At 64.9% G+C, this 24,855-nt stretch carries 16 protein-coding genes; 9 read left to right on the top strand and 7 right to left on the bottom strand.

Annotated elements, in window-relative coordinates:
• Positions 1 to 591 precede the first annotated feature (591 nt).
• The 3 genes from ACNFH5_RS15460 to ACNFH5_RS15450 form a co-directional block, all read right to left on the bottom strand.
• Positions 592 to 3,741 carry a CusA/CzcA family heavy metal efflux RND transporter gene (locus ACNFH5_RS15460; protein ID WP_416747294.1) on the bottom strand — a complete coding sequence of 1,050 codons (3,150 nt, stop codon included), beginning with the start codon at positions 3,739 to 3,741 and terminating at the stop codon, positions 592 to 594.
• A gap of 12 nt (positions 3,742 to 3,753) precedes the next feature.
• Positions 3,754 to 5,004 carry an efflux RND transporter periplasmic adaptor subunit gene (locus tag ACNFH5_RS15455; RefSeq protein WP_416747292.1) on the bottom strand — a complete coding sequence of 417 codons (1,251 nt, stop codon included), beginning with the start codon at positions 5,002 to 5,004 and terminating at the stop codon, positions 3,754 to 3,756.
• 171 nt (positions 5,005 to 5,175) lie between these two features.
• The gene (locus ACNFH5_RS15450) at positions 5,176 to 6,423 is read right to left on the bottom strand and encodes a TolC family protein (protein ID WP_416747290.1); all 1,248 of its coding nucleotides are present in this window, start codon (positions 6,421 to 6,423) and stop codon (positions 5,176 to 5,178) included.
• A gap of 401 nt (positions 6,424 to 6,824) precedes the next feature.
• Here ACNFH5_RS15450 and ACNFH5_RS15445 point away from each other — a divergent pair, with 401 nt between their 5' ends.
• Together ACNFH5_RS15445 and ACNFH5_RS15440 are read left to right on the top strand one after the other, a co-directional pair.
• The gene (locus tag ACNFH5_RS15445; protein WP_416747288.1) at positions 6,825 to 7,499 is read left to right on the top strand and encodes a heavy metal response regulator transcription factor; all 675 of its coding nucleotides are present in this window, start codon (positions 6,825 to 6,827) and stop codon (positions 7,497 to 7,499) included.
• Positions 7,496 to 8,881, top strand: coding sequence for a heavy metal sensor histidine kinase (locus ACNFH5_RS15440; RefSeq protein WP_416747286.1), 1,386 nt, complete (start codon positions 7,496 to 7,498; stop codon positions 8,879 to 8,881). The genes ACNFH5_RS15445 and ACNFH5_RS15440 overlap by 4 nt, the downstream gene beginning before the upstream one ends.
• Before the next feature lies 1 nt (position 8,882).
• On the opposite strand, the gene ACNFH5_RS15435 is transcribed toward ACNFH5_RS15440, so the two are convergent.
• The gene (locus ACNFH5_RS15435) at positions 8,883 to 9,218 is read right to left on the bottom strand and encodes a DUF2790 domain-containing protein (protein WP_416747284.1); all 336 of its coding nucleotides are present in this window, start codon (positions 9,216 to 9,218) and stop codon (positions 8,883 to 8,885) included.
• 316 nt (positions 9,219 to 9,534) lie between these two features.
• On the opposite strand from ACNFH5_RS15435, the gene ACNFH5_RS15430 reads away from it, so the two are divergent.
• Complete coding sequence (locus ACNFH5_RS15430) at positions 9,535 to 10,203, top strand: TIGR04211 family SH3 domain-containing protein (protein ID WP_416747282.1); 669 nt, start codon at positions 9,535 to 9,537, stop codon at positions 10,201 to 10,203.
• Positions 10,204 to 10,302: 99 nt separating this feature from the next.
• Here ACNFH5_RS15430 and panB read toward each other — a convergent pair whose 3' ends face one another.
• A complete protein-coding gene (gene panB, locus ACNFH5_RS15425) occupies positions 10,303 to 11,130 on the bottom strand; it encodes a 3-methyl-2-oxobutanoate hydroxymethyltransferase (protein WP_416747280.1) in 828 nt (275 codons plus the stop codon).
• A gap of 87 nt (positions 11,131 to 11,217) precedes the next feature.
• Between panB and ACNFH5_RS15420 the strand changes: the two genes are divergently transcribed.
• From ACNFH5_RS15420 to cobF, 3 genes are all read left to right on the top strand, one after another.
• Complete coding sequence (locus tag ACNFH5_RS15420) at positions 11,218 to 12,015, top strand: helix-turn-helix domain-containing protein (protein ID WP_416747278.1); 798 nt, start codon at positions 11,218 to 11,220, stop codon at positions 12,013 to 12,015.
• A 283-nt stretch (positions 12,016 to 12,298) separates the two neighbouring features.
• Positions 12,299 to 14,596, top strand: a complete 2,298-nt coding sequence (gene metE, locus ACNFH5_RS15415; protein ID WP_416747276.1) for a 5-methyltetrahydropteroyltriglutamate--homocysteine S-methyltransferase — start codon at positions 12,299 to 12,301, stop codon at positions 14,594 to 14,596.
• A 242-nt stretch (positions 14,597 to 14,838) separates the two neighbouring features.
• Positions 14,839 to 15,603, top strand: coding sequence for a precorrin-6A synthase (deacetylating) (gene cobF, locus ACNFH5_RS15410; protein ID WP_416747274.1), 765 nt, complete (start codon positions 14,839 to 14,841; stop codon positions 15,601 to 15,603).
• A gap of 9 nt (positions 15,604 to 15,612) precedes the next feature.
• On the opposite strand, the gene ACNFH5_RS15405 is transcribed toward cobF, so the two are convergent.
• Both ACNFH5_RS15405 and ACNFH5_RS15400 read right to left on the bottom strand, forming a co-directional pair.
• On the bottom strand, positions 15,613 to 17,976 hold the full coding sequence (locus ACNFH5_RS15405) for a fimbria/pilus outer membrane usher protein (protein ID WP_416747272.1): 2,364 nt from the start codon (positions 17,974 to 17,976) through the stop codon (positions 15,613 to 15,615).
• Between the two features lie 75 nt (positions 17,977 to 18,051).
• Positions 18,052 to 18,483, bottom strand: a complete 432-nt coding sequence (locus ACNFH5_RS15400; protein ID WP_416747270.1) for a DUF1090 domain-containing protein — start codon at positions 18,481 to 18,483, stop codon at positions 18,052 to 18,054.
• Positions 18,484 to 18,904: 421 nt separating this feature from the next.
• Here ACNFH5_RS15400 and ACNFH5_RS15395 point away from each other — a divergent pair, with 421 nt between their 5' ends.
• The 3 genes from ACNFH5_RS15395 (at position 18,905) to ACNFH5_RS15385 (ending at position 24,740) form a co-directional block, all read left to right on the top strand.
• Positions 18,905 to 19,471 (top strand): cysteine dioxygenase, encoded by a 567-nt coding sequence (locus tag ACNFH5_RS15395; protein ID WP_416747268.1) that lies wholly within the window; start codon positions 18,905 to 18,907, stop codon positions 19,469 to 19,471.
• 118 nt (positions 19,472 to 19,589) lie between these two features.
• On the top strand, positions 19,590 to 20,732 hold the full coding sequence (locus ACNFH5_RS15390) for an HD domain-containing phosphohydrolase (protein WP_416747266.1): 1,143 nt from the start codon (positions 19,590 to 19,592) through the stop codon (positions 20,730 to 20,732).
• A gap of 42 nt (positions 20,733 to 20,774) precedes the next feature.
• Positions 20,775 to 24,740, top strand: a complete 3,966-nt coding sequence (locus ACNFH5_RS15385; protein WP_416747264.1) for a response regulator — start codon at positions 20,775 to 20,777, stop codon at positions 24,738 to 24,740.
• Positions 24,741 to 24,855: the final 115 nt, after the last annotated feature.

The raw sequence follows: 24,855 nt of genomic DNA, 5'->3' as shown, positions 1-24,855 counted from the left end.
AGGCACCGGCGCCCGGCGATTCGCGAGCAAGCTTGCTCCTACGAAAAGCACGCGGGATTTCAAGCCGAACTGTAGGAGCGAGCTTGCTCGCGAACCGCACGCTACCGCCCTACCTGGCGAGCACGCTTCTGAGATGAGTTGGTTTCAATGCGGCTCGCGGCTCTGATCGCGGACGTAGTCCGCACCTGCGGGGCAGGCACCGGCGCCGGGCGATTCGCGAGCAAGCTCGCTCCTACGAAAAGCACGCGGGATTTCAAGCCAGACTGTAGGAGCGAGCTTGCTCGCGAACCTAACGCTACCGTCCTACCCGACGAGCACACCCGTTAGATGGCATGGTTTCAATGCGGCTCGCGGCTCTGATCGCGGACGTAGTCCGCACCTGCGGGGCAGGCACCGGCGCCCGGCGATTCGCGAGCAAGCTTGCTCCTGCGAAAGCATTCGGCCGGCCCCACTCTTGAAGACTTCCCGTTCGTAGAGCGTATAACGCGCCAGCGTTATCCGCCGCAAAGCAATCGGCGGATAACCCGTTCCGGGTTATCCGCCTACATATCGGTTCTGTGGGTTGTGCTCTCGCCGGAGCGCCCCCAAGAGCTAGGCGCCTTGCCCCTCCTCATCCCGCCGATGTATCCACCGATACAACGCCGGCAGCACCAGCAGCGTCAGTGTGGTCGATGAGAGGATGCCGCCGATCACCACCGTCGCCAGCGGCCGCTGCACCTCCGCGCCGGTGCCGGTGGCCAGGGCCATGGGCACGAAACCCAGCGAGGCCACCAGCGCGGTCATCAGTACCGGACGCAAGCGGGTCAGCGCCCCCTCGCGGATCGCCTCGTCGAGGCCACGCCCCTCCTCCCGCAAGCTGCGGATGAACGAGATCATCACCAGGCCGTTGAGCACCGCCACCCCCGACAGCGCGATGAACCCTACGCCCGCGGAGATCGACAACGGGATGTCGCGCAACCACAGCGCGACAACGCCGCCTGTGAGGGCGAAGGGAATCCCGGTGAACACCACCAGCCCATCGCGGACGTTGTTGAACATCATCAGCAGCAGGGTGAACACCAGCAGCAACGCCACCGGCACCACGACCTGCAAACGCTGGGCCGCCGACTGCAACTGCTCGAACTGGCCGCCCCAGGTGGTCCAGTAGCCGGCCTGCAGCTTCACCTGCTGCTCGATGCTGCCGCTGGCTTCGGAGACCAACGAGCCGATATCCCGTCCGCGTACGTTGGCGCTGACCACGACGAGGCGCTTGCCGTTCTCGCGGCTGACCTGGTTCGGCCCCTGCACCAGCTCCAGGCGCGCCACCTCGCCCAGGGTGATGAAGCCGATGCGCGAGTCGGTGGCATTGGCCGGGGCCGGCACCGGGATCAGCATGCGCGACAGGGCGTCGATATCGCTGCGCAGGTTTTCCGGCAGGCGCACGATCAGGCCGAAGCGGCGGTCACCCTCGAACAGCGTGCCCGCCTCGCGGCCACCGATGGCCACGGCGACGTTGTCCTGGATGTCGCCGACATTCAGCCCGTAGCGCGCCGCGCGCTGGCGGTCGATGTTGACGGTGAGCACCGGCAGGCCGCTGGTCTGCTCGACCTTCACCTCGGACGAGCCCTGCACCTGGCGCAGCACGCCGGCGATCTGCTCGGCAGTCTGGTTGAGGACTTCCATGTCATCGCCGAAGACCTTCACCGCCACGTCACTGCGTACGCCGGAAATCAGCTCGTTGAAGCGCAGCTGGATCGGTTGCGACAGCTCGTAGGCGCTGCCCGGCACGCCATTGGCGGCCTCCTGGATTTCCGCTTCCAGCTGCGCGCGGCTCTTCTTCGGGTCGGGCCACTGGTCCTTGGGCTTGAGCATCACGTAGGCGTCGGAAATATTCGGCGGCATCGGATCGGAGGCGATCTCCGCAGTGCCGGTGCGGCTGAACATGCGCTGCACCTCGGGCACCTTCGCCAGTACCTGGCGTTCGAGGCTCTCCTGCATGGCCACCGATTGCGACAGGCTGGTCCCCGGCGTGCGCAGCGATTGCAGGGCGAAATCGCCCTCACCCAGGCTGGGCACGAACTCGCTGCCCATGCCCCTGGCAAGCAGCCCCGAAAGCACTACCAGCACCGCAGCACCGGCAAACAACAGCGCGCGGCGCGCCATCACCCAATCCAGCACCGGCTCGTAGGCGCGGCGCGCACTGCGCATCAGCAGGTTTTCCTCTTCCTTGACCTTGCCGGTGATGAACAACGCAATGGCCGCCGGCACGAAGGTCACCGAGAGGATCATCGCGCCCAGCAGCGCCAGCACCACGGTGAACGCCATGGGGTGGAACATTTTCCCCTCGACGCCGGTGAGGGCGAAGATCGGCAGGTACACCACCATGATGATCAGTTGGCCGTAGATCAGCGCGCGGCGCGCTTCCTTCGAGGCGGCGAAGACTTCGTGCAGGCGTTCGCTGCGAGTGAGCATGCGACCGTGGTGCTGCTGCGCATGGGCCAGGCGGCGGATGGCGTTCTCGACGATCACCACGGCGCCGTCGACGATGATGCCGAAGTCCAGCGCGCCGAGGCTCATCAGGTTGGCGCTGATGCGGTTGCTGAACATGCCGGTGAAGGTGAACAACATCGCCAGCGGGATCACCATGGCGGTGATCAGCGCCGCGCGGATGTTGCCCAGGAACAGGAAGAGCACCGCGACCACCAGGATCGCGCCCTCGGTGAGGTTGCGCTTGACCGTGGCGATGGCCTTGTCCACCAGCTGCGTGCGGTCGTAGACGGTCACCGCCTTGATCCCGGCCGGCAGCGTGCGGTTGATCTCCGCCAGCTTCTCGGCGGCGGCCTTGGCGACGGTGCGACTGTTCTCGCCGATCAGCATGAACACCGTGCCGAGCACCACTTCACGGCCATCCTCGGTGGCGGCGCCGGTGCGCAACTCACGACCGAGATCGACCTCAGCGACGTTGCGCAGGCGGATCGGCGTGCCGTCAACGTTGGCCACGACGATATTGGCGATGTCCTCCAGGCTGCCCACCTGCCCCGGCGCGCGCACCAGCAACTGTTCGCCATTGCGTTCGATGTAACCGGCGCCAACGTTGGCGTTGTTGCGCTCCAGCGCGGCGATCACATCGGCCAGCGTCAGCCGATAAGCCGCAAGACGACGGGTGTCCGGGGCCACCTGGAACTGCTTGGCGAAGCCGCCGATGGTGTTGACCTCCGCCACGCCGGGCACGTTGCGCAACTGCGGTTTGATCACCCAGTCCTGGATCACCCGAAGGTCGGTCGGCGTGTATTCGCTGCCGTCCTCCTTGCGCGCGCCCTGCTCGGCCTCGATGGTCCACAGGAAGATTTCTCCCAGCCCCGTGGAAATCGGCCCCATGGCCGACTCGACGCCCTCAGGCAATTGCTCACGGGCCTGCTGCAGGCGTTCGTTGACCAGTTGGCGTGCGAAGAACAGATCGGTGCCATCCTTGAAGATCACCGTCACCTGGGACAGCCCCGAGCGTGATATCGAGCGCGTCTGCTGCAGGCCCGGCAAGCCTGCCATGGCGGTCTCCACCGGGTAGGTGATGCGCTGCTCGGTCTCCAGCGGGGTGAAGCCCGGTGCCGAGGTGTTCACCTGTACCTGCACGTTGGTGATGTCGGGCACCGCGTCGATGGGCAGTTTCTGGTAGCTGGCGATGCCCAGGCCGGCCATTCCGAGAACGGCGAGCAACACGAGATAACGTTGCTCGATGGCGAAACGAATGATGCGTTCGAACATGCTCTCGCTCCGTCAGTGCGCGTGGGACGCCGAGCTCTTGCCCAGCTCCGACTTGAGGACGAAGCTGCCTTCGGCCGCCACCTGGTCGCCGACGGCGAGCCCCGCCAGCACCTCGACCTGACCTGCGCTGCGCGCGCCGAGATCGACTGGACGCGGGTCGAATCCTTCGGCGCTGCGCACGAAGACGCTGGGCTTGCCTTCCACCTCCTGGATCGCCTGCTCCGGCACCGCGACGGCCACCTGGCGAGAGGCGCTGCTCACCCGCACATTGACGAACAGACCAGGGCGCCAGGCGCCATCGGGGTTGGCCAGGGTGACGCGAGCCACCGCACTACGGGTCTGCTCGCCGAGCAGGTTGCCGACATAGCTGACGCGGCCGTCGACCTGCATGCCGAGGTCTGCCGCCTCCACCCGCGCTGGCTTGCCCACCTGCACCCGCGCCAGGTCCTGCGGCGCCACGCTGAAACTGGCCCAGACCCGCGACAGGTCGGACAGCGTGAAGGCCGCCGTGGTCTCGCTGACCACCTCGCCGGGTACCAGGTGCTTCTCCACCACCACGCCGTCGAAGGGTGCGCGCAGCTCGTAGCGATTGCCGCCAGCGCTGGCCGACACGCCGCTGAGCGCGTTGGTTTTCTGCTGTGCGTTGGCCAGGGCGATGCGCGCTTCCTCCAGGTCCTGGCGCGCCTGCAGGTAGTCCTTTTCGGCGGAAATCTTCTCCTGCCACAGCTCCCGCTCGCGTTCGAAAGTCTTGCTCGCCAGGCTCACCCGGCGCTGGGCAGCGGCCAGCTCGCTGCGCAGTTCGGAGACCTGCTGGCTGGCGATCACCGCCAACAACTGGCCCTTCTTCACGCTCTGCCCGAGTTCCACCGCCACTGACTCCACCACGCCGGGCGTGCGCGGCACGACGTGCGCGGTGCGGTCCTGATCGAAGCCGATCTCGCCAGGCAGGCTGAAGGCTTCGTCCAGCGCCTGCGGGCCGGCGGTGGCCAGCCGGATGCCGGCGGCCTCGATCTGCGCAGGGCTCAGGTGCAGGCCTGCCTCCTCGGCTTCCGCATCCGTGGCGGCGTGATGTTCGTTGTCGGCATGGCTGGCGGCTTCGGCGTGGCGCGTCGGCGCAGCGCCATTGTGATGCTCACCGTCGGCATGGGTCGCGTCGTCGAGGTGACGGCCGCCAGCCTGTTCGCTGCCCATCCAGGCGTAGGCGCTGACGCCTAGAGCTGAGGCCAGCAGCACGGCGGCAGCGAGAGGGGTTTTCTTGATCATGGAAGCTCCAGGGAAGATCCGGCGATGCCGCGCCGTGGCGTGGGCAGCGCAAGGTGATGGAGGGTGCTGAAGAGGTCGTGGACGCACCAGTGCGCGGGCAGACTCACGGTTGGCGCAGCGGCGGATGGCGTCAGGCTCACCAGCAGCAGGCCGAGCCAGGCGCGGCGGCGGTTAGCGGGTCGCGCCGACATCGCCGTAGACCCGCTCGATCCGCCCCCAAGCGTCGCTGACCTGGGCCAACGCCCGCAGGTACTGGTCGCGCGCGGTGATCAGGGTGCGCTGGGCGTCGAGCACTTCGAGGAAGCCGAACTTGCCCATCTCGAAGCCGCGCGTGGCGCTTTCCACGGCGGTCTGGGCGCTTGGCAGGATGGTCTGGCGGAAGGCATTCACCTCGCCCTGGGCGGTGCTCCACTGCTGCAGCGCCTGCTGGGTTTCCTGGCGCAGGCGCAGCTCGGTGGCGTTGCGCAGGTCGCGGGCCTGATCGGCGCGGCGCGACTCAGCGAGGATGTTGCCCTGATTGCGATCGAACAGCGGCAGCGGCAGGCTGAAACCGATCACCGCGATGCGGTCGCGATTGCCCTCCTCGATGGCTTCCTGGCTGCCGAGGCTGACGTCGAGGTCGGGAATGCGCTGGGTTTTCGCCAGTCGCAGGGCGGCTTCGCCTTCCTCGATGCGGCTCTGCGCCAGACGCATTTCCGCACTATCGCCGAGGCGGCTCAGCAGCTCATCGGGGCTGGGCAGCCCAGGCAACGGCTTGGCGCTGTCGCTACGCACGCCACTGAAGTCCGCTGACGCCAGCCCCATCAGCGTGGCCAGAGCCTGATTGGCGTCGGCCCGCTCGCGGCTAGCCCGATCCTGTTCCAGGCGTACCTCGGCCAGTTGCACCTGTGCGCGGTTGGCCTCCAGTGGCGCAGCCTTGCCGGCGCGCACGCGCCCCTCGGCTGCGACTACACCCCGTTGCGCCAGCTCGACCGACTGTTGAGCCAGACGCTCACGTTCCTGGGCGCGCAAGGCGCTGTAGAAAACCGCAATCACCTCGCCGCGCAACTGGTTGCGCCGGGCTTCCAGGCTCAGTGCCGCCACGTCCTGGCCGCGCTCGGCCAGCTCTACCCGTGCGGCGCGCTTGCCGCCCAGCTCCAGCGGCTGGCTGATACCGAACGTGGTGGTGCGATTGCGCGACTCGGTGCCCTCCTGCTCCCAGGACAGCGTCGGGTTGCGCAAGAGGCCCGCCTGTTCACGCAGGCCCTGGGCGATGCCGATTTCCCGACTGCTGGCGGCCAGTTCGGGGTTGCCGCTGGCGGCGGCCTGCAGGGCATCCTCGATGCCGATCTCGCGGGCCTGCGCCCCGCTTGGGAATTGCCAGAGCAGCAGCGCCAGCAGCGTTGCCGGTGCGGCGAAACCTGAACGTCTTGAAAGCACGGCGAACCTCGCACGGTGGAGTCAACTTCGACGGCATCCCGTCATTTCCACCGGCGAATCTAGAAGTGCCTCTCTAGCGACAAGGTGACCGGATAATTACAAACATGTAATTGGCCAATTGCCTGTTTCCCGTTGTATGTATTTAAAAAGGCCTCGCGCGTCTTCCAGGTAACTTCAGGAAACAATTAACGCTACCCAAGCGAACCCTCTGATTATCTGAAAACCCATTAAGACCAAGCATCTACGTAACTTCCCGATATTTTAACGGGGCCCCGGATGCGACATCACCAGCATTGACCCTGAAGTCGCTACAGCTTCTAGACTGCGCGCGTTTTTCGCAGGCCGCTGAACTTTCCCGCGCCTGCGGCACCACTCTTCACGTAATTACCGGGTAACTATCCATGAAAATCCTGCTCATCGAGGACGACCACAAGACGGCCGACTATCTGCAACAGGGGCTGAGCGAAAGCGGCTATGTCGTCGACCGCGCCGACAACGGCGTCGATGGCCTGCACCTGGCCCGGCAGTACGCCTATGACCTGGTCATTCTCGATGTGAACCTGCCGCAGATGGATGGCTGGGACGTGCTCGCCAGCCTGCGCCAGCACAGCGACATCCGCGTGATGATGCTCACCGCCCGCGGCCGCCTCACCGAGCGTGTGAAAGGCTTCGACCTGGGCGCCGACGACTACCTGCTCAAGCCCTTCGAGTTCCCCGAACTGCTGGCCCGCGTGCGCTCGCTGATGCGCCGCAGCGAACGCATCGACCAGCCCCAGGTGCTGGAAATCGGCGGGCTGGAACTGGACCCCGGCCGCCACCGCGCCTACCGCGACAGCCGGCGCATCGACCTGACCAGCAAGGAGTTCGCCCTGCTGCACCTGCTGATGAGCCGCAGCGGCGAAGTGCTCTCGCGCACGCAGATCATCTCGCTGGTCTGGGACATGAACTTCGACTGCGACACCAACGTCGTGGAAGTCACCGTTCGCCGATTGCGCGCCAAGATCGACGACCCCTTCGCCGACAAGCTGATCCACACCCTGCGCGGAGTCGGCTACGTGCTGGAGTCCCGCGCATGAAGCCGGCCAGCCTGTCACTGCGCATCGGGCTGTGGGTCGGCGTGCTCGGTTCGGTGCTGACGCTCCTGCTGCTGACCCTCGCGTATCTCGCCCTCGATCACCAACTGGACCAGCGCGCCCACCGCGAGCTGGAGGACAAGCTCGGGCAACTGCGCCACGCGCTGGATGCCGACCCCGGCCTCGCCGCCTTGCCCCTGCGCGGCCATGCCCTGCAGGACCAGTTGATGGGCCACGATAATCTCAGCGCCGCGCTGCTCGATGAACAGCGCGGGCGCCCGGCGCTGTTCAGCAGCGGGCCGCATGCCGATCTGCCGATACTCGATGAGTTCGCCGGCAGCGGCCGTGCCTTCGGCTGGACCGCGCCGGACGGCCGCCGACTGCTCACCGAGCGCAGCCTGATCCGCCTGCGCGACGGCAATACCCTGCGAGTATTCCTGACGCTGGATCGCCGCAACGACGACGCACTGCTCGGCGCCTTCCTGCGTTCGGCCTGGCTGGCGGTACCGCCGCTACTCTTGCTCATCGCCCTGGGCGCACGCCTGGTGGCCAAGCGCGGCCTGCTGCCCTTGCGGCAGTTCGGCCATGTGGCCTCGCTGGTCACCACCCAGGACCTCAGCCATCGCATTCCACTGCAGGACCTGCCACGGGAACTGGGCAAGGCGGCACGGGCACTGAACCTGATGCTGCACCGGCTGGACGGCGGCGTGCAGCAGCTCACGCAGTTCTCCGACGACATCGCCCACGAACTGCGCTCGCCCATCGGCAACCTGCTGGGCAAGGCGCAGGTAACGCTGTCACGGCCAAGGGAAAAGGAAGAGTACGAAGCGGTGCTGGCGGCGAGCACCGAAGAGCTGGAACGGGTCGGCCGGATCGTCAGCGACATGCTCTTTCTCGCCCAGGTCAGCCACCCACGCGCGCTGCTGCCACAAGAGCCGGTACGCCTGGAGGAGGAAGCGGCGAAGGTCGCCGAGCTGTTCGATTTCAGCGCCGAAGAGAAGGCGCTGCGCATCGTCATCGAAGGTCACGGGCTGGTGGTGGGCGACCGCCTGATGATCCAGCGCGCCATTTCCAACCTGCTGTCCAACGCCATCCGCCATACGCCCGAGTGCCAGCCCATCAAGGTGACGATTCAGGACGACGGGGATGCAGTGACATTACAGGTGGAGAACCCCGGCGCCGGAATTGCCGCGCAGCACCTGCCGCACCTGTTCGAGCGTTTCTACCGGGTGGACAAGGGCCGCTCGCGAGCGCAGGGCGGCACGGGCCTGGGGCTGGCCATCGTGCGTTCGATCATGGAGTTGCACCTGGGCGCCGCCAGTGCGCAGAGCTCGGAGGAAGGGCCGACGCGCTTCCTCCTGAAGTTTCCAGCCTCGTCCGACTGAATCAGCGGGTCGTACGGCAGGCGACGCGCTCGGTGCGGTACTCGATGGCCTGCTCCTCGCCGAAGGAGTCCTTGTAGCGCAGCTGCACCGGCACCACACCGCAGTCGGCGCTCATCGGCGTCACCGCCACGACTTCGGCGATATCCAGGTTCATGCCATAGGTGTACTGCTTCGCCTCGGCGATCTGTGTCGGCGTGGGCGCGCTCTGGCGGGCCTGCATGACCTGCTGGCGGGCCTGCTCCATGCGGGCGAAGGTGATGTCGCCGCCACCGTCGGCCAGCGCCAGGGAGGATACGCCGGTCAGAACAGCGATCAGGAAGAAGCGGGAGAGTTTCATGGCAGTCACCTCTTGGGTGGTTGGAAGTAACCCCACCTTATGTGGCCGCCGCTAACGGGAAGCTGAGGCACGGATGACGATTCGGTTATCCGCAGGAGCGCCATAGCCAGACTTTTCCCACCACTCATCCGTGCAATTTCCCACCGGTGAACTCTCGGCATCCGACAACTGTCTGTGTGCTGTCGGCCCACCGGGTGGGATTCCTGGCCATTGGCCACCCGGATAGTTCTGAACCCGTCGTTCCAAAGCAAGTCACCCGGCCGGCGATTTCGCTCCCGCAATGCGGGTCTCGTTTCAAGTCACGTGAAGATTGCCCATGTCCCTATCGCGTCGTATCCCCGCACGAGTTTCTCCCGCCCAGACCCGCGCTCTCGGTGCCTGCCTCCTCGCCGGCCTGCTGGCAGCCGGCGCCCCGGCCCAGGCCGAGGAGCCCGCCAGCAACGCGCGCTGGGTGAACGACAGTCTGAGCACCTACGTGCGCAGCGGCCCCACTGACGGTTACCGCATCGTCGGTACCCTCACCTCCGGGCAGAAGGTGCAGCTGATCAGCACCTCCGGCGACTACAGCCAGGTGCGCAGCGACAGCGGCAACAGCGTATGGATCGCCAGCAAGGACCTGCAGGACAAGCCCGGCCAGGCCGAACGCCTGCCGTCGCTGGAGCAGAAGGTCACCGAGCTGACCACCCAGTTGCAGACCATTGATGATTCCTGGAAGAACCGCGTGCAAGGCATGCAGGAAACCCTGGACGCGCGCAAGAAACTCATCGATGAACTGCAGGCCGCCCGCAGCGCCCTGGACTCCGAGCTGAACCAGGCGCGCTCGCAACTGCGCGACACCCAGGCGCAATTGGGCGACGAGAACAAACAGGTACTGATGCGTTATATGGCCTACGGCGGCAGCATCGCCGGCGCCGGCCTGCTGGCCGGGCTGATCCTGCCGACCATGCTGCGCGTGCGGCGCAAGCGCAGCACCGAGTGGGTCTGACCTCGGCCGCCCGATCGCGGACAGAGTCCGCTCCTACGCCTGGGCCAGCTTTCGTAGGAGCGGATTTCGTCCGCGGTGATCCAACCGCTGCGCCCCCTCTCAACGGGTTAAATCCATCCCGAAGCAGTGCCGCGCCTGCGGAAACTCGCGCCCGCGCACATCGCTGGCAAAGCGTTCGGCCGCTGCCGAGATCAGCTCGTCCACCCGCACATATTGCTCGGCAAAACGCGGAATCTGCTCGCCGGAAAGCCCCAGCATGTCCTCGGTCACCAGCACCTGCCCGGCGCAGGCTGGCGAAGCGCCGATGCCGATCACCGGGATCTCCAGGCGCTCGCACACCTGGCGCGCCAGCGGCTCCAGCACGCCTTCGAGCACCACGCTGAAGGCACCAGCGGCTGCCACCGCATCGGCATCGCGCAGCACCTGGGCGATGCCGGCTTCCTCCTTGCCCTGCACCTTGAAGCCGCCGAGGGCGTTGACCTTCTGCGGCATCAGGCCGATATGCGCCATCACCGGAATGCCGCGCTCGACCAGGAAGGCGATGGTCTCGGCCATCTCCGCGCCACCTTCCAGCTTCACCGCCTGTGCGCCGCTTTCGGCGAGCACCCGCGTGGCGGCGAGGAACGCCTGCTGCGGCGCAGCCTGGTAGCTGGCGAAGGGCATGTCCACCACCACGCACGCCCGCTGCGAGCCACGAACCACCGCAGCGCCGTGGGCGATCATGGTGTCCAGGCTCACGGCCAGGGTATGCGGCATGCCGTAGAGCACCATGCCCAGTGAATCGCCAACCAGCAGTACATCCACGTGCGGGTCCAGCAGGCGCGCCATGGGCGCAGAATAGGCAGTCAGCACGACGAGGCTGCCGGCTTCCCGGCGTTGGCGGATGTCGAGGATGGACAGGCGTTGCTGCTGGCGATGGCTGCTCATGGGGTTCTCCTTTTCACGGGCTGCTATTGACCAGGGAAGACGCTACCATCGGCGCTTCGTGGCCCACTTCCGTGAGAGAGACAAGCTATGCCGTTGACGGGACAGGATCCTTTGGCACTTCCCGGCTTCGCCACACTTCCCCGGCCGGTCTGGCTGCGCGCTTTCGACATGCCATCCGGCCACAGCGTGGCGCCGCATACCCACCCCTGGGGGCAGCTGATGTATGCCGCCAGCGGAGTGCTGGAAGCCAGCACCGAACAACACGCCTGCCTCATCCCGCCGCGCCGCGCCATGTGGCTGCCTCCCGGGGTGTCCCACAGCGTGCGAGCGCGGACTGCCGTGGTGTTCCGCAGTTTCTACCTGGCCGCGGATATCGCTGCGGGACTCGGCCCTTGCCGTGTCGTGGAAGTCTCGTCACTGCTGGACAACCTCATCCAGCGCGCCAGCGAGTTCGCCAGCGACTATCCCGACGAAGGACCGGAAGCACGCTTGATGCAGGTGCTGGTGGATGAACTGCACAATGCGCCGAATTCCGGCCTTGACCTGCCACTGCCCCGTGATGCCCGGCTGCGGCGCGTCACCGACCATCTCCAGGAGCACCCCGGCGAACGATTGGGCATCGAGGACTGGGCACAGCGCGTCGGGGCCTCGCGGCGCACCCTGGCGCGGCTGTTTCGCGACGAGACCGGCCTGTCGTTCCGCGAGTGGCGCGAACGGGTTCGCCTGCTGGCGGCGCTGCCAAGGCTGGAGCGCGGCGAGTCGGTGACGTTGATCGCCGGCGAGCTGGGGTATGAATCGACCTCGGCGTTCATCGAGTTGTTTCAGCGCCAGCTGAAGACTTCCCCCGGAGCCCTGGCCCGGCAAATGCGGGCCGGCGGTGCGTAGCACCGACCTGCGTTCAGCCGCTAGCGCTGCGGTGGTCCGGGTTCGCGAGCAAGCTCGCTCCTACAGGTTTCGCCGTGCGCCGTTTCGCCAGCGTACAAGGGCAATGGGCCTTGATTAGCGGCATTTCTCGTAGGGCGCATAACGCGCCAGCGTATCCGCCGCTCGCCCTGAATCGCGGCATCAACATGAACATTTCTTATATTCATCACAAGAACATTGAGTTTGTCTCATGAAGGCAACGCCGGGAGAATTTATCCATTGTTGATTCACTGGAGAGATTCACATGGCGCTGGCACACAACCTCGGCTTTCCCCGCATCGGCCGCGACCGCGAGCTGAAGAAGGCCCAGGAGGCCTTCTGGAAGGGTGAGCTGGACGAAGCCGGCCTGCGCGCCGTTGGCCGCGAGTTGCGCGCCGCCCATTGGCAGGTGCAGAAGAACGCCGGCATCGAGTTGCTGCCGGTCGGTGACTTCGCCTGGTACGACCAGGTGCTGACCCACTCGCTGACCTTCGGCGTGATTCCCGAGCGCTTCCGTGTCCACGGCGACGCCAAACCGACCCTGCAGACCCTGTTCGCCATGGCGCGAGGCGTGAGTGCGGGTTGCTGCGGTGCGCATGCCCAAGAGATGACGAAGTGGTTTGACACCAACTACCACTACCTCGTCCCCGAGTTCAGCGCTGACCAGCAGTTCGAGCTGGGCTGGGAGCAACTGTTCGAGGAAGTGGAAGAGGCGCACGCGCTGGGTCACGCGGTAAAACCGGTAGTGATCGGCCCGCTGACGTACCTCTGGCTGGGCAAGACCAAAGGCAACGACTTCGACAAGCTCGACCTCGTGGAACGCCTGCTGCCGTTATACGGCCAGATATTCCGCCGCCTCGCCGCGCAGGGTGTGGAGTGGGTGCAGATCGACGAACCGATCCTTGCCCTCGACCTGCCGCAGGACTGGAAGAACGCCTTCGAGCGCACCTACAACCTGTTGCAGAGCGAGCCGTTGAAGAAGCTGGTGGCCACCTATTTTGGCGGCCTGGATGACAACCTGGGGCTGGCTGCCGGCCTGCCGGTAGACGGCCTGCACCTCGACCTGGTGCGCGCGCCGGAGCAGTTCCCGACTATCCTCGACCGCCTGCCGGCCTACAAGATTCTCTCCCTTGGCGTGGTCAACGGCCGCAACGTCTGGCGCTGCGACCTGGAGAAGAGCCTGGAAGTGCTGCGCCACGCCCATGACCGCGTGGGGGATCGTCTGTGGGTCGCGCCGTCCTGCTCGCTACTGCATAGCCCGGTGGACCTGGAGCGCGAGGACCAGTTGGATGCCGAGTTGAAAAGCTGGCTGGCCTTCGCTGTGCAGAAGTGCGCCGAAGTCGCCCTGCTCACCCGCGCCGTCAACCAGCCCGAAGCCCCGGAAGTCCTGGCCGCACTGCAGCGCAGCCGCGCCGTGCAGGCCAGCCGCGCCGCCTCGCCGCGTATTCACAAACCGGAGGTGAAAGCCCGCCTGGCCGCCGTCAAGGCGCAGGACAGCCAGCGACATTCGCCCTTTGCCGCGCGTATCGTCAAACAGCGCGCCGGCCTGAACCTGCCGGACTTCCCCACCACCACCATCGGCTCCTTCCCGCAGACCTCCGCCATCCGTCTAGCACGACAGGCGTTCAAGCAGGGCAAGCTCAACGTCGCTGATTACACCGAGGCCATGCACAGCGAAATCCGCCACGCCGTGGAGATCCAGGAGCATCTGGGCCTGGACGTACTGGTGCACGGCGAGGCCGAACGTAACGACATGGTTGAGTACTTCGCCGAGCAACTCGACGGCTACCTCTTTACCCGCTTTGGCTGGGTGCAGAGCTATGGCTCGCGCTGTGTGAAGCCAGCGGTGATCTTTGGCGACCTGAGCCGTCCGCAACCGATGACCGTGGACTGGATCAGGTACGCCCAGAGCCTTACCGCGAAGGTGATGAAGGGCATGCTGACCGGCCCGGTGACCATGCTGATGTGGTCCTTCCCGCGCGAGGACGTCTCCCGCGAGGTGCAGGCACGCCAACTGGCCCTGGCGATCCGCGACGAAGTGGTGGACCTGGAAGCCGCCGGCATCCGCATCGTGCAGATTGACGAAGCCGCCTTCCGCGAGGGCCTGCCGCTGCGCCGCAGCGACTGGGGCCGCTACCTGGACTGGGCCACCGAGGCCTTCCGACTGTGCGCCTCCGGCGTGCGCGACGAAACCCAGATTCATACCCACATGTGCTACAGCGAGTTCAACGACGTGATCGAATCCATCGCGGCGATGGACGCCGACGTCATTACCATCGAGACCTCGCGCTCGGACATGGAACTGCTGGAGGCCTTCGAGAAGTTCGAGTACCCCAACGAGATCGGCCCGGGCGTCTATGACATCCACTCGCCGCGCGTGCCGGGCAAGGACGAGATGGTCAAGCTGCTGCGCAAGGCGGCGCAGCGTATTCCCGCCGAGCGCCTGTGGGTCAACCCTGACTGTGGCTTGAAAACCCGCGCCTGGCCGGAGACGGAAGCAGCGCTGATAAACATGGTCGCGGCGGCCCGCGAGCTGCGCAAGGACGCGGCGTTGCTGGGCTGACCGGCGGGTTCCGCCGCGCCGAAGGTGAGCGATGCAAACCTCGTTGCGGCGATGAAACATCGCGGACAGAGGCCGCTCCTACGAATCCGATTTCGCGCGTAGGAGCGGACTCTGTCCGCGATCGGATTCAGCCCGCAGCGGACCATCGGCAATCTCCCGCAACGGCGTGTCGATCCGGCAGATGAGCGCGTCGCCGGACAGGCGTAGTCTTGAAGCCCAACGAACCGGATGCAGGACCAGACATGAAGCAGCTGCTCATCATCGGCATCGGTGCTGGCGACCCCGAATACCTCACCGTGCAGGCGATCAACGCGATGAACCGCGCGGATGTGTTCTTCCTCATGGACAAGGGCGCGAGCAAGGACAAGCTGCTCCAGCTGCGCCGGGACATTCTCGAGCGCTACGTCACCCGTACCGATTACCGCATCGTTGAAGCCGACAGCCCCGAACGCATCCGCGAAGGTGACTACGCCGGGCAGGTGCGTGACCTCAACCAGGCCAAGCAGCAGGTGTTCGAACGCCTGATCGCCGACGAACTGCAGGAGGGCCAGTGCGGCGCCTTCCTCGTCTGGGGCGACCCGTCGCTCTACGACAGTACCCTGCGCATCCTCGACGCCATCCTGCGCGAGGGCCGGGTGAGTTTCGATCATCGGGTGATCCCTGGCATCACCAGCGTGCAGGCCCTCGCTGCGCGCCACCGGGTACCGCTGAACGCCATCGGCCAGTCGGTGCTGATCACCACCGGTCGGCGTCTGGCTGAAGGTTTCCCGGATAACGCCGAGAGCGTCGTGGTGATGCTCGACGCCGAGGACACCTACCGCCAGCTGGACGACCCGGAGCTGGAAATCTACTGGGGCGCCTACGTCGGTACGCCGGACGAAATCCTGCGCAGCGGGCGGCTCACCGAGGTTGGCGAAGACATCCAGCGCACCCGCCAGGCAGCCCGCGAGGCAAACGGCTGGATCATGGATACCTACCTGCTGCGTCGCCCCGCTGCCGAGCACTGATGGCGCTGTTCAGCGCGAGCTGGAGAAGCTCCGGGTGGCCGTCGCGGCATTGACTGGGTGGGATGGCAAGCGGGTGAATACCAGGTCGCCCTTCACGGCATCCGACTGGGCCATCGATGTGCGCACAGAGCTATTCGCAGAGCTGTCGGCTGCGGGCAGCGGCAACGCCTGCAGAGCTGGCGCCGCCTCGCGCACAATTTCCGGCGCAGTAGTCGCCAGCATGCCGTCGCCGCGGCGGGCGGCCGGAAACCGAGTGAACACGATGGCGCCAGCGGTGGGCACCACTTCAGCCTCTGATTCGGCCAGGTGCGTATCGTCCGGCAGGCTGAAGGTACCCAGCGTCAGCCGATTGAGACGATACGGCGTGAGGGTGGTGACGATCGCGTTGCCCCAGCGGTCGGTGGTGACTCCGTACTGGTTGTCGACCCCGATACCTGGGGAGTCCGCCACGTTGACGATCGCCACTGTCTCCCCCAGGCTCTGGCCCAGGGTGATACCGCCCGAATGCGCCACGACGCTCCCGGAAAGCTCACCGGTCTGCATGCGATACCCGTCCCCCCGCGAGTAACCGACGCGCAGTTCTCCCGCGTTGTATTGGTAATCCAGGCTCACGTCCTGGCCCTCCCCTGAGCGCTGGCTCTGGCTGGCACTGGCGTCATAGCTGAGGCTGAAGTCGGAAAACAGGGTCCCGCTGACGCCAGCGCGACGGCTGCTGGAGTCGTTATGTGCCAGTGTCTCGTCGAGATTGAGCTTCACCCGCGGCACGCCCAACGCGCCCAGGGGAATGCTGAAGGAGACGCCGAGCTGGCTCTGCGCCTGGTTGAACAGGCTGTCTGTGTATTCGGCATAAAGCGAAACATCCACGTCACCCCAGGTTGCGCTGTAGCCGAACTCGAGGGAAGTCTCGCCCCTGTCCTTTCCTCGCATCGCCTCGCGCACCACCGTCAGGTAGAGGCTGTCCGATTCCGAGAAGTACTGGTTGTAGCTGGCCTCCAATCGGTACTTCTTCTCTGCATCGAATACTCCAATGAAGACACCCTCCTCCCAGTCCCACCAGTAGGTCTGCTGTTGCGACACCGTCTGGCCGAATGTGCGATAGCGCTGGTCGGGGTAATACTGCGCCAGCACATTCAGGGAGGATTCCAGGGTCGGGAATGCCTTGGCATAGCGCAGCCGTGCCATGCCGCCACGATCGTTTTCGGTTCGTCGCGGGTCCTCGGCGCTGGAGATGCTGTAGTCCACGGATAGCGTGCCCCACTCCCCCAAACTCCTGCCAATGCCCAGCGCAGCGCTGCGGTAGATGTCCGCCGCCAGGAAGCCGCCAAAGAGCGTGAAATTGCTCGGCAGGCCATACCCCACGCCGATCTGGTAGAAGGTCGGTTCCACCTGATCGATGCCGTGGTAAGGACGAACCTTCCCCGCCGTCACGTCGTACTTCCATTGGCGGTCATGCACCAGGTTCGGCATGACCGAATAAGGCACCCTGCGCACGCTCTCGGTGCCGTCGCTCTCCTTGATCGTGGTTTCAATGTCGCCGCTGTGATCGGGGGGATAGACATCCTTGAGCACAAAGGCTCCCGGTGAAACGAAGGTCTGATAGATCACCTCGCCGTTCTGGCGAACCTTCACTTCGGCATTGCTGTGCGCGTACCCCCTGATCCAGGGGAATGTGCCGCGCAATCTGTTCGGCAGCATGCGCTCATCCGAAGCCAGGCTGGCGCCGCGAAAGCGGATGCTGTTGAACAGCGTCGAGGCCGTCGCACCGTCGCCGATCGAGAGCTGGCTGCGCCAGTCGGGAATGTCCCGGTACGCCAACGCCCGTTCGGTGTACCACTGCGCCTTACCCCAGGTTTCCTGCTGATAGACCGGCTCATACCGCAAGCGCCAAGCGTCCAGGTTGACCCCCGTGTTCAAGTCGGCATACAGGCTTGCCTGCCGATCCGCGTCGGCATACTGGCTACCGCCATAACGGGCGTAGTTGAGGCGATAGTCAACGAATCCCGCCGTGACCCCGTTGTCCCAGCGACGCGTATCAGGCTCATTATCCCCATCTTCCACCTGCGAACCTGGCAGCGTTATCCTCAATAACTGCGTACTCTCGTCGTAGGACTTCCTTATATGGCGCCGCTGTAACGCCGGCGCCGTCAGGCAGCCGCCTTCGGTTAACTCCGCGCTTTTGGCACTTGCCTGCCTTACCTTTAACTGCCGCAATAAGTGCGGTGAAATACAGGCATCCAGATCATTATCGAACTCGATATCCAGACGCCCCTTGTAAGTATCATTAACCATCACATGGGCCGCCTTCATATCGGCCCAGCACGAGCCGGCCAAGCATGAAACAATGAATAACGATAACCGCGTGAAGTAATTCATTCACCAGTAACTTCACATCAAAGTCCAAGGAAAGAAAAAGGCGCCGAAGCGCCTTCTTCCCTATTGCAGGGCTGATTAACCGCGCAGTGCGGCCAACTCCGCCTGAGCCTGACGCAGCTCAGCGGTGATTTCCTTCACTTCAGCCTGTTTCTCCTGCAGCTTGCTCTGGTACTTGTCGACTTTCTTGGCGTCGCCCTTGGCCTGGGCCTCACGGAGGTCAGCCTGAACTTCGCGAACGTCGTCCTGCTTGTCGCGCAGCTTGCTCTCGAGCTTGGAGACTTTCTTCTCGGCATCCTTGGAAACGCTGGCGTCGGTGCAGTGAGCATTCACTTCACTGAGCGCTCTTTTCAGGCCAGCAAGTTGGTTGGCGTTGCCATACTTCTGTGCTTGCTGAATCTGATTTTCGATAGAAGCGCGTTTTGCTGAACAATCTGCCGATGCCACCGTGGTGAAACCTGCGCCCAGGGCGAGCACAAGCGGCAATGCAGCGAATTTAATCTTGTTCATCATGAATTCCTTTTATCAATCCTTAATTGAGCGGAAGTGGCCACTCCCACGAACATGTTAGGGACCTGGAATTTTATTGGTACCGCCCGAAAGCCAAATGCCTTATGGAAACACCCGTGGCACCCGTGGGAAATATCTCCATATTATCTTGTTACAAAGCCTCGCCTAATAATCCGCACCCCTTGCAACTTTCACTAAAACCATCTATCAAATTGCCCCCAAAATAAAAGGCCATTGGCCATACGATCGGCAGAAGAACAATCAATTAATCGGTATTTCCCGCCAATACGGATTGGCCTGCGGGGTCTCAACAGGGAGACCTACCCGCTGCGGCGCGCGCCGAAGAACGCCTGAGCAGCCGGCGCAAAAGCGGCTAGAGTGATTTCGTTGTGTCGACAACACCCGCCGGAGCGCTCCGCTCATGCCCAACGCCACCCTCACCCGCTTCATCGAACACGCCACCCAGCTCAGCCGGCAGGAATCCGAACCTTGCCAGTGCGTGGCCTCGCTGGCGCCCTTCATGATGGAGCTGCTGACCCATGCCGGCGACTTCCTCGAAGCGCACCACTACCAGAGCGACCCGTTCCACTATGCGCGCAACCTGATCTACCAGGCGCCGGACGACAACCTGTCGCTCTACGCCCTGGTCTGGTCGCCGGGCCAGTGGACGCCGGTACACGACCACGGCAGCTGGGGCGTGGTGGGCATAGTCGAGGGCGTGCTGGAGGAACGCAGCTACGTGTGCCTGTCCGCCGACCGCAACCGCGACGAAGGCATCGAGCTGGTCAAGGGCGGCATGATCCTGCTGCCACCCGGCGCGGTCACCAGCTTCGTCCCCAATCCCGACCACATCCACGTCACCGGCGTCCCCGCCGACCGTCCGCGCGCGGTCAGCCTGCATCTCTATGGACGGATGATGAACAACTACCACATCTATGACGTCGAGGCCGGCACACGGCACTTCGTCGAGGTGGAGCACAACGGCTGAATTGCCGCCCGAGCCGGCCCCCCGAATGCTCCCAGGGGCTCGCTCGGCGCGGTCTATACTGATCCCGGCGCGTGCGAAGGAAGTGCTGTGGCGCGCCCCCATCGGCGGAGGAAGGTCAATGAATGCACCTGGTCCCGTTGTTCGCCCGACGATTCTGATCGTCGACGATGCCCCCGAGAACCTGACGCTCCTCTCGGAGCTGCTCAAGCTGCTGTACCGCGTCAAGGCCGCACGCACCGGCGAAAAGGCATTGCAGATCGCCCAATCCGATGAGCCGCCTGACCTTATCCTGCTGGACGTGATGATGCCCGGCATCGACGGCTTCGAGGTCTGCCGGCGCCTGCGCGGCGAGGCCCGTACGCGCCATATCCCGGTGATCTTCATCACCGCCCAGGGCGCGGCCGACGACGAGATTCGCGGCCTGGAGCTGGGCGCAGTGGACTACCTGACCAAGCCGATCAACCCGCCGACCGTGCTGATGCGCGTGGACAACCAGTTGCGCATCAAGGCCGCCGCCGATTTCCTGCGCGACCAGAACGACTTCCTCGAACAGGAAGTGCAGCGCCGCACACGCGAGCTGGCAGCCATCCAGGACGTCACCATCATCGCCATGGCCTCCCTGGCCGAAACCCGTGACAACGAAACCGGCAACCACATTCGCCGGACCCAGCACTATGTCCGCACGCTCGCCGAGCACCTGCAGCAGCACCCGCGTTTCGCCGCTGATCTTGATGAGGAAACCCGGCAGCTGCTGTTCAAGTCCGCCCCGCTGCACGACATCGGCAAGGTCGGCATCCCGGACTATATCCTGCTCAAGCCGGGCCGGCTCACCACCGATGAATTCGAAGTCATGAAGACGCACACCACGCTCGGGCTCGATGCCCTGGAGAAGGCCGAAGAACGCCTTGGCATGGACGTGCCCTTCCTGCGTCTGGCCAAGCAGATCGCATACGGTCACCACGAAAAATGGGATGGTTCCGGCTACCCCCAGGGCCTGGCCGGCGACGCGATCCCGCTGTCGGCCCGGCTGATGGCGGTGGCCGATGTCTATGACGCGCTGATCAGCCGGCGTATCTACAAGAACGCCATGCCCCACGAGGCCGCCGTCGAGCACATTCGCAGCCAGCGCGGCCTGCATTTCGATCCGGACGTGGTGGATGCCTTCCTCACATTGCAGGACGAATTCCGCCGCATTGCCGAGCAGTTCGGTGACAAGGAAGCATCAGCGGACGCCGCCGTCATGCCGGGCCGAAAGGCGTAAACCTCTCCCTGCAGCAAGGCAGGTTTGCCAGGAGGCCGCTTGATGGTAACTCCACTCGGCTTTCTACAGCGACTGAAGCTCAGGACCCGGTTGGTGCTCGGGTTTGGCGGCATACTGCTGCTTGCCCTGTTCATGGGCTTGTACAGCCTGTACGTCCAGCGAGAGCAGACTCAGCGGATCACTCAGATCTACGAAAAGGAAATGCTCGGCCTCGCCCATATCGATGCCGCCCGTGTCGCGCTGGCCAGCCTCGGCAGGAGCGTTCGCCAGGCGGTGCTCGCGGCGGACCCCGGCGCCAGGGAACAGGCATTGGAGCAACTCAAGGAAACCCAGGCGATTCTACGCGAGGAGATCGAACAGGCGCGCCCGCTCATCTACCGCACCCGCGCGCAGCAGGAACTGATACGTTTCGAGGTCGCCTACGAGGAATACCAGGGCCAGATCGACCGGGTGCTGCAACTCAACGACCAACCTGCCAGCGCGGGCCGCTCCTCGGACCTCGCGGCGATTGCCCTGCTGTCGTCCACTGAGCTCCAGCGCCCTGCCGAGGTCGCCAACCTGGCCCTTTCCGAGGTCGGGCAAATCAAACGCGCAGGCGCGGACCTGGAGGTCAATCGCGCCTCCGAGCACTTTCTGCGCAGTGTCGAGCTGACGTTCTGGCTTCTCGCGCTATGCGTAGGCGGCGGGTTCCTCTTCGGCATTCTCATCAGCCTGTCCATTCGCCGCCCCGCGGAGAAGCTCAGGCACTCGGTCGACACGCTGAGCAAGGGCGAGCTGAACGTGATGGTGCCCTTCCAGGATTACCCCAATGAAATCGGCGAGATGGCGCGCGCGATCACCGCGCTGCAGTCCGAAGCCCGCCAGATGGCGGACCAGCGCTGGGTAAAAACGCAGGTGGCAACACTCAGCACCGCCATGCAATCCGTCGCTGGATCCAGCGAGCTGGGCAACCGCACCCTGGAGACGCTCGCCCCGCCCCTGGCGCTGCGACGCGCCACCCTGCATGTTCACGATGAGAAGAGCGCCGAGCTGGTGTTGCTGGGCAACTACGCGCCGGGCCCGGACTCACCGGCGCGAGTGCCTATCGGCCAGGGTCTGATCGGTCAGTGCGCGAAGCAGCGTACGGCGATCCACCTGCTGTTGCCCGAACCTCAGGTGGAAGGCGAATGCTCCCCGCCGCGGGTGCTCGACCTGCAGCCGCTGATCCATGGCGACCGCCTGGTCGGCGTGCTGGCACTGGAGAGCTTGCAGGAATTCGGCTCGAGCCAGCTCGCCCTGCTCGATGAATTCGTCCCGCTGCTGGCCATGAACCTGGAAATCCTCGAACGCACGTCGCGCACCGAACAACTGCTCAAGGAAACCCGCACGCAGGCCGAACAGATGGAATGCCAGGCCTCGGCCCTGCTGGAAAGTGAAAGGCAGCTGCAATACATCCTCGATTGCAGTCCGGTCAGCGTCGCCATCTCCACGCACGGTCACCTGCACCTGGTCAACCCGGCGTTCGCCACCAGCTTCGGCCTCAGAGCCGGCGACGAGGCTGCCGGGCTGTACGTCGACGAGACGGAGCGAGATACCATCTGGAACGAGCTGGCAGCCGGCGCTCGAATGCTCGAGCGCGAGGTTCGCCTGTATGACAGCCAGGGCAACGTGCGCGACATTCTCGCCACGTACCTGCCGATGATCCACCAGGGCGAGCCCGCCATGCTTGCCTGGCTGTACGACATCACTGAGCGCAAGCTGGTCGAGCAAGAGATGCGCCGCGCCAAAGAGCTGGCCGAGGAAGCGACCCGCGCCAAGAGCGAGTTCCTCGCCAACATGAGCCACGAGATTCGCACGCCGATGAACGTGATCATCGGCATGAGCAGCCTGGCCCTCAGAAGCGGGCTCGACGCGCGGCAGCACAACTATGTGCAGAAGGTGAACCGTTCCGCCGAGGGTTTGCTGGGCATCATCAACGATATCCTCGACTTCTCGAAGATCGAGGCCGGCATGATGAGCGTGGAGCATGTCGAGTTCCGCCTGGAAGACGTGCTCGAACAGTTTTCCGCGATGGTCGGTTTCAAGGCCGAGGAGCGATCCCTGGAACTGCTCTTCCAGCTCAGCCAGGACCTGCCGACCTCCCTGGTCGGCGACCCGTTGCGCCTGGGGCAGATCCTGCTGAACCTGGGCAACAACGCAGTGAAGTTCACCGAGCACGGGGAAATCGTCCTCGGTATCGAGCCGGTGACGCTCGGCTCTCAGGAAGCGGAGCTGCACTTCTGGCTGCGCGACACCGGCATCGGCATGACCGCCGAGCAGTGCGGACGCATGTTCCAGTCCTTCATCCAGGCTGATTCCTCCACTTCGCGCCGTTACGGCGGCACGGGGTTGGGGCTGTCGATCTCCAAGAGTCTGGTGGAGCTCATGGGCGGAAAGATCTGGGTGGACAGCGAACCGGGCAAGGGTTCGGTATTCCACTTCCACGCGCACTTCGGCATCCCCTCCTCCGCTACCCCGCGGCGCATGCTGCGAGCGGACGAACTGCTCGACGTGCGCGCCCTGGTGGTTGACGACAACGCTTCGGCCCGCGAGATTCTCTCGGGCATGGCGCTGAGCTACGGGCTGGAAGTCGATGTCGCGCGCAATGGCGACGAAGCCCTCGAATGGATCAGCGAAGCCGAGCAGCGGCAGTTGCCATACCAGTTGATTCTGGTGGACTGGCAGATGCCGGGCATGGACGGCATCGAGGTAGTCGCGCGGCTCCACGACGGCCACTGCAAGGACGTGCCGGCGGTGATCATGGTCACCGCCTTCGGACGCGATGAGGCGCTGGATGCCGCCCAGCAGCGCGGCGTTGAGCTGGGCACGGTGCTGACCAAGCCGGTGACGCCCTCCACCCTGCTGGAGTCGATCAACATCGCCCTGGGCAAGCTGAGCGCCATTGAGCCGCGTAGCCGCGAACGCCAGAGCGCCACCGACGAGGCCGTGGCCCGCATCGCCGGCAGCCGGGTGTTGCTGGTGGAAGACAACGAGCTGAACCAGGAGCTGGCGATGGAGCTGCTGGGCGACGTTGGCATCGAAGTCGTGCTGGCCGGCAACGGCCAGGAAGCACTGGACCGGCTGGCCGTCGACAGGTGTTTCGACTGCGTGCTGATGGACTGCCAGATGCCCGTGCTCGACGGTTACGCGGCCACCCAGGCGCTGCGCCTGCGCCCGGAACTGGCGCAGTTGCCGATCATCGCCATGACCGCCAACAACATGGCCGGGGACCGCGAACTGGCGCTGGCCGCCGGCATGAACGATCACATCGCCAAGCCCATCGACCCGCCCGCCATGTTCCTCACCCTGTCACGCTGGATCGAACCACGGCAGCGCCCGGCCACTGCAAGCGCGCCGCCGGCGGCAGCGGCTGCCAGCCAGTTCGACCTGCCGGGTATCTACAGCCGCGCCGGGCTGGCCACCTGTGCCGGCAAGGCGGCACTCTACGAACGACTACTGCAGCGTTTTCGCACCGGCTACCAGGACTTCATTGACCAGTTCCGCGTCGCGGCCCTGGCAGATGATTCGACAGCCCGCCAGCGCCTGGCGCACACCCTGCGGGGAGCAGCTGCCAACATCGGCGCCCTGGAGCTGGCCAAGGCTGCCGCGGCGCTGGAAGACGCTTGCCGGAACTCCGCCTCGGAGGAAGTGATCTCGAATCTGCTGCTCGACCTGCAAGTTCGGCTGGAGACCGTACAAACAGGTCTGACATCGCTCCGCACGGTGCAGTCGGCGCCATCGGCCGCGGCCGATATGACGCAAGAACAGGCCGCCGCCGCTCTTCGGCAGCTACAGCACTTACTGGAAGCAAACGACACCAGTGCCGGCGACCTGATCAGCAGATTGCTGGGATTCCATCGGGATCAGCCCTGCGCGGGCGCTCTGAGGGATATCGCCGCGGCCATTGATGGCTTCGACTACGAACTGGCTCTGGCGCGGTTGCATCGGCTCATCGACGAGGCACCCGAACAACTGCAAACGAACGCCTGATCGGCCTCGCAACGTTCTGATTGCCCGCACACTCGAAGGCCGCCGGTGTCGGGCGGCAGCCTCGCGGCAACCAAAGGCGGGATCATGGATATTCACCTGTTCAACCATCACCCGC

The organism is Pseudomonas sp. NY15435 (genome assembly GCF_048068295.1).
Lineage (GTDB): Bacteria > Pseudomonadota > Gammaproteobacteria > Pseudomonadales > Pseudomonadaceae > Pseudomonas.
This window is presented reverse-complemented; position numbering and strand designations above follow the sequence as displayed.

Excerpts from the sequence above, each read along its gene's own strand:
- ACNFH5_RS15460 (WP_416747294.1), bottom strand. The coding sequence starts at position 3,741 with ATGTTCGAACGCATCATTCGTTTCGCCATCGAGCAACGTTATCTCGTG.
- ACNFH5_RS15455 (WP_416747292.1), bottom strand. The coding sequence starts at position 5,004 with ATGATCAAGAAAACCCCTCTCGCTGCCGCCGTGCTGCTGGCCTCAGCT.
- ACNFH5_RS15445 (WP_416747288.1), top strand. The coding sequence starts at position 6,825 with ATGAAAATCCTGCTCATCGAGGACGACCACAAGACGGCCGACTATCTG.
- ACNFH5_RS15440 (WP_416747286.1), top strand. The coding sequence starts at position 7,496 with ATGAAGCCGGCCAGCCTGTCACTGCGCATCGGGCTGTGGGTCGGCGTG.
- ACNFH5_RS15435 (WP_416747284.1), bottom strand. The coding sequence starts at position 9,218 with ATGAAACTCTCCCGCTTCTTCCTGATCGCTGTTCTGACCGGCGTATCC.
- ACNFH5_RS15430 (WP_416747282.1), top strand. The coding sequence starts at position 9,535 with ATGTCCCTATCGCGTCGTATCCCCGCACGAGTTTCTCCCGCCCAGACC.
- panB (WP_416747280.1), bottom strand. The coding sequence starts at position 11,130 with ATGAGCAGCCATCGCCAGCAGCAACGCCTGTCCATCCTCGACATCCGC.
- ACNFH5_RS15420 (WP_416747278.1), top strand. The coding sequence starts at position 11,218 with ATGCCGTTGACGGGACAGGATCCTTTGGCACTTCCCGGCTTCGCCACA.
- metE (WP_416747276.1), top strand. The coding sequence starts at position 12,299 with ATGGCGCTGGCACACAACCTCGGCTTTCCCCGCATCGGCCGCGACCGC.
- cobF (WP_416747274.1), top strand. The coding sequence starts at position 14,839 with ATGAAGCAGCTGCTCATCATCGGCATCGGTGCTGGCGACCCCGAATAC.
- ACNFH5_RS15405 (WP_416747272.1), bottom strand. The coding sequence starts at position 17,976 with ATGAATTACTTCACGCGGTTATCGTTATTCATTGTTTCATGCTTGGCC.
- ACNFH5_RS15400 (WP_416747270.1), bottom strand. The coding sequence starts at position 18,483 with ATGAACAAGATTAAATTCGCTGCATTGCCGCTTGTGCTCGCCCTGGGC.
- ACNFH5_RS15395 (WP_416747268.1), top strand. The coding sequence starts at position 18,905 with ATGCCCAACGCCACCCTCACCCGCTTCATCGAACACGCCACCCAGCTC.
- ACNFH5_RS15390 (WP_416747266.1), top strand. The coding sequence starts at position 19,590 with ATGAATGCACCTGGTCCCGTTGTTCGCCCGACGATTCTGATCGTCGAC.
- ACNFH5_RS15385 (WP_416747264.1), top strand. The coding sequence starts at position 20,775 with ATGGTAACTCCACTCGGCTTTCTACAGCGACTGAAGCTCAGGACCCGG.